This is a genomic window from Thermogemmatispora sp., from assembly GCF_019683755.1.
Classification (GTDB): Bacteria; Chloroflexota; Ktedonobacteria; order Ktedonobacterales; family Ktedonobacteraceae; genus Thermogemmatispora.
The window spans coordinates 1-3392 of the sequence record NZ_JADGHT010000435.1 but is presented as its reverse complement, the minus strand read 5'-3'; the positions used below and the strand labels follow the sequence as shown (position 1 = coordinate 3392).

Annotated in this window: 3 protein-coding genes and 1 pseudogene; 1 reads left to right on the top strand and 3 read right to left on the bottom strand. The window is 59.6% G+C overall.

The window, feature by feature from the left end; genetic code table 11:
- Positions 1–284, top strand: a pseudogene (locus IRZ24_RS18425) (hypothetical protein); the annotation flags it as partial.
- A gap of 180 nt (positions 285–464) precedes the next feature.
- On the opposite strand, the gene IRZ24_RS18420 reads toward IRZ24_RS18425, so the two are convergent.
- The 3 genes from IRZ24_RS18420 to IRZ24_RS18410 form a co-directional block, all read right to left on the bottom strand.
- Entirely contained in the window at positions 465–1004 is a 540-nt protein-coding gene (locus IRZ24_RS18420; protein WP_297167583.1) for a DoxX family protein, read from the bottom strand.
- 307 nt (positions 1005–1311) lie between these two features.
- On the bottom strand, positions 1312–1800 hold the full coding sequence (locus IRZ24_RS18415; RefSeq protein WP_297167580.1) for an Hsp20/alpha crystallin family protein: 489 nt from the start codon (positions 1798–1800) through the stop codon (positions 1312–1314).
- Between the two features lie 468 nt (positions 1801–2268).
- The coding region (locus IRZ24_RS18410; protein ID WP_297167577.1) for a (Fe-S)-binding protein at positions 2269–3392 on the bottom strand (1124 nt) is incomplete at its 5' end.

Here is a 3392-nt window from a genome sequence, read left to right as displayed (position 1 = left end):
TGCGCAACGTAGGCATGATCTTCAGCTTCGCTGTCGCTCTGGACGTTGCGGCTGTCTCCATGCCACCAGCACTCGTAGCCAGCGTCTTCCTAGGCACAGTTGGTCACCTGGCGCCGGCCATTGCTCGGGCCTTCACCTCGGCAATGGACCATGCCTTCATGGCCTCGGCCCTGATCTGTCTCCTTGCTATCGCCTGCTCATTAGTGCGCGCTGGCAAAGGACAGTCTGCCGCGGGTCTCACCGGTGCATCGCTCCAGCCCACAGCTTCAGATCGCAAAGAATAGGCTGGCCTGGCAGGGAGAAGAGTCTACCTGATCTCCTACTGCCTCTTCTGCAGGGGCCAAAAAAAAGAAGAGGCATGTACCCGAGGCTGGCTCAGTGGCTCAGAAGCAACCCAGGCGGGCACCTGCCTGTGACTGGCGAGCGCCTCTTATCACTCCCTAGCTCGGCTTGAAGATCTCCTGTCAGGACTGGGCTGCGCCCTGAGCTGCTTCCTGAGAGCGCCGGGTCAACAGATTGCCCAACGGGATCAGGATCAGCAGCAGCAGGACCAGGACCACCAGCCCAATCAGGAAGGTCAGTGGCTGAGGAGGTGCGAAATTAAGCACCTGGTCCAGCGAGAAGCTGCCAGCGCCAGTCAGGCCAAGCACCACGCCCATCATCAGCAGGGCCAGATTGAACTCAAAGCCGCCCTGGCTGTTCCAAAAGCCCTTAGCCCAATGCACCTTGGCGATAGCCACCAGCATGGAACCGATGGGGAGCAGCACCGCCAAGGGTGTCAACAAACCCAAGGCTACCAACAAACCGCCGCCAAACTCACCCAGTGCTACTACCCAGGCCCAGAATGGGGCCGGTTGCAGACCCAGCCTGTTCATCATCTCCTGCGTGCCACGCAGTCCATGACCGCCAAAGAGACCGAACAGCTTCTGAGCACCATGAGCCATAATGATAAGACCAAGCGTCAGGCGCAACAGCAAGAGACCGGTGGCGAGAAGCGCGTTCATAGTCCTCTCCTCCTTTCCTCGCTACGATAGACCAGATCAGACCCAAGCAGGCATCCTGTTCTATCAGGAGCGACCCACTCCTGCGGGTCGGCTCGCCTGCCGAGACGAGCGAGCTGAGACGATGGACAGACAAGGCTAAGGAACCAGAAGATCAGCCAGCCCAACGAAGGTCAGAACCGGATACCCTACGAAAGGACCGACACCGGATACAGAAGCTACCCGCGCTCAGACGCAGGCTAGAGCAGGGGCTGATCTCCCTTAGTCGGGGCGACCCCTGCTCGGTCTCAACCCATGAGCGAACGAGCGATCAGTGAGCCAGGCTCGACTCCACCGTCAGCGGCTGGCCCGAGCCACTGCGTACACTGATATGCTTCGGACGACTCTCCTCCCTAATCGGTAGCCAGAGCGTCAGCACACCATGCTCATAGGTGCACTCTACATGATCGGCATCAATGGGCTTGGGGAAGGTGATGCTACGCTCAAAGTGACCAGGAGTAATCTCCTGAGCCAACCAGCGCACCTGCTCATCCGCGCCGACAAAGGCCGGCAACTCTCCCCTGAGCGTCAGCGTATTCTGCTGAATGCTCACATCCAGATCCTCCGGCCTGACACCGGGCACCAGGAAGCGTACCCGATAGCCCTGCTCAGTCTCGTAAGCATCCAGCAGCGCCGTCGGACCTTGACGACCCGCCAGCGACCAACCGGGACGGACAAAACTCTGCTCGAAGAGCTGATCGATAGCCTTGCGCAGGCTCAGCGCCTCCCGGAACGGATCAAACTGCAGCAGTGTCGTCATCGCTCACACCTCCTTGCTCAGCCACAGACATCGCCAGCTACGCACCAGATACCAGAGCATAGCTCCCAGAGAGGGACGGCACCAGCCGCCAGCCCTCAGCCCCAACCAGGGCGCCACCTCTCGGGTCATAAGATCCACTCTGTCCATCCGTCCCTGCTTCCTGCCACCTCCACCGCCCTCATCGCTCTTGACGCAGCTTCCAGACAACGACCATCATCCGCCGAGCGACGCCGGAGTGGCGCCAGCTCAAGCTCCAGCCGGGCACCTGCTTCCGGCGTCCGCCGGCCCCCGCTCTTTCGTTCGTCCGACCTTAGTATAACTCATCTCACAAAAAATGTCAAGTCATATAACGGTTTTCTGACGATCTTCTAACACAACTCTAACAATGAGCGGGCAAAAAGCAAGCGCCCCGGTTGACTCAACCGGGGCGCTGGGGAGAGACAAGGAGGAGAGAAGGAGGGAAGAGAACTACTGACCGGCGCCGGCCGCAGTCGTTGTGGCGGCCTCCTCTAAAGCGCGGGCCACGATCTCAGCGATATCCTCGACCTGGAGACGCTCCTCTGCCTCCACGCCCTTCACGCCATCCTCAAACATCATGATGCAGAAGGGGCAGGCCGCTGCCAGCACCTCGGCCCCTGTCTCCAGCGCCTCATTGACGCGTGTCTGATTGACTCGCTTGCCGATGCGCTCCTCCATCCAAGCGCGACCACCGCCACCGCCGCAGCAGAAACTCTTATTGCGATTGCGGCGCATCTCCGTGACCCCATTGCTATTGAGCACCGTCAGCACGCGGCGAGGCTCATCGTAGACCCCATTATAGCGGCCAACATAGCAGGGATCGTGATACGTCAGCTTGCGGTGGTCGAAGCCTGCGGGGAGCCGCAGGCGTCCCTCCTTAATCAAGCGATCAATGAAGACGCTATGGTGGATCACCTCATAATGGCCACCGAGCTGTGGATACTCATTCTTAATCGTATTGAAGCAATGTGGGCAAGCCGTAATAATCGTCCGTGTGCGTGGAGAATGGCCATTGTGGCCGTGGCCATTGGAGGCGGTCTCCGCCTGAGCCGTATTGAAGCCGTAGCTATTGAGCACCTCGATATTCTGCTGAGCCATCATCTGCCAGAGGTACTCATTGCCAATGCGGCGAGCCGGGTCACCTGTACACGACTCCTCGGGACCGAGGATAGCGAAATTCACTCCCGCAGCCTTCAGAATCTTCACCAGAGCCGTGGCCACCTTGCGATTACGCTGATCGAAGGAACCCATGCAGCCGACCCAATAGAGGACCTCGGCATCGGGGTTCTCCGCCATTAGCGGCACATCCAGACCCGCAGCCCACTCTGCGCGGCGATCGTTACTGATCTCCCAGGGATTCCCGTTGCGCTCAATATTATTGAACAGCGACGTTACCTCCGGCGGAAAATCGCTCTCCTCCATCACCAGGGAGCGCCGCATATCCACAATCTTGGGGACATGCTCAATTGAGACCGGGCAGATCTCCATGCAGGCGCCACAGGTCGTGCAAGCCCAGAGCGCCTCTTTGCTGATGACCCCGCCCACCAGGGGCTGAATCTCCTCGTGCCCATTCA

Bases quoted from the DNA above. Each gene is read 5' to 3' on its own strand.
- IRZ24_RS18420 (WP_297167583.1), bottom strand. From the start codon at position 1,004: ATGAACGCGCTTCTCGCCACCGGTCTCTTGCTGTTGCGCCTGACGCTT.
- IRZ24_RS18415 (WP_297167580.1), bottom strand. From the start codon at position 1,800: ATGACGACACTGCTGCAGTTTGATCCGTTCCGGGAGGCGCTGAGCCTG.